Annotated in this window: 2 protein-coding genes; both read right to left on the reverse strand. The window is 73.6% G+C overall.

The window, feature by feature from the left end; translation table 11 throughout:
* The coding region (locus tag FVW20_RS17765) for an SAM-dependent methyltransferase (protein ID WP_231039232.1) at nt 1-358 on the reverse strand (358 nt) is incomplete at its 3' end.
* Nucleotides 355-677 (reverse strand): cobalamin biosynthesis protein (locus FVW20_RS17770; protein ID WP_231039233.1); only part of this gene is annotated, 323 nt, incomplete at its 5' end. The genes FVW20_RS17765 and FVW20_RS17770, both read right to left, overlap by 4 nt.

Genomic DNA, 677 nt, shown 5'->3' on the forward strand with positions numbered 1-677 from the left:
GGGCGGGCACGCCGGGCACCACCTCCACCGCGTGGGCCAGGTGGGCAAGGCCGCGCCGGTCCAGCAGTTCGAACACCAGCCCGGCCATGGCGTACACGCCGGGGTCGCCGGAGCAGACCACGCAGGTGGCCCGGCCCGTCAGGGCGGCGTCGATGGCGGCGTTGCAGCGTTCCATCTCGGCCATCATGCCGGTGGCCAGCACTTCCCGGTCATGGCGCAGTTCTTCCGGCACCAGTTCCACGTACAAGGTGTAGCCGACGATGCAGTCGGACGCGGCAATGGCGGCGCGGGCCTGCGGGGTGAGCAGGGCGGCGTCGCCGGGGCCGAGCCCGATGACGCGCAGGGGAGCGATGGTCATGGTGTGGTCTCGCCGGTTGGAGAGGTCGGGGCGGTTTGCGGGGATGCGGTGTGAGCGCGAAGATCGTCGCCCGGGGCGGCAGCAGCGGGGGTGAAGGCCACGGCCACGGTGACGCCCTGCGCGGCGGACTTGGGAACCAGCAGGACAGCGGCATCGCCTGTCTGCCGGGCGGAGAGCAGGGCGGCGGCCTCTGCCACGCCCACTTCCGTCACGCCCAGCACCTCTGCCGCCTTGGGGGACGGGTGCGGCACGGGCACGGCGGCCAGGCTGGCCGCGTCGAAAAAGCGCAGTTCCGCCCTCAGCGCGGCGGCGGCCTGCC

It is taken from the genome of Nitratidesulfovibrio oxamicus (assembly GCF_015731765.1).
Taxonomy (GTDB): domain Bacteria; phylum Desulfobacterota; class Desulfovibrionia; order Desulfovibrionales; family Desulfovibrionaceae; genus Cupidesulfovibrio; species Cupidesulfovibrio oxamicus.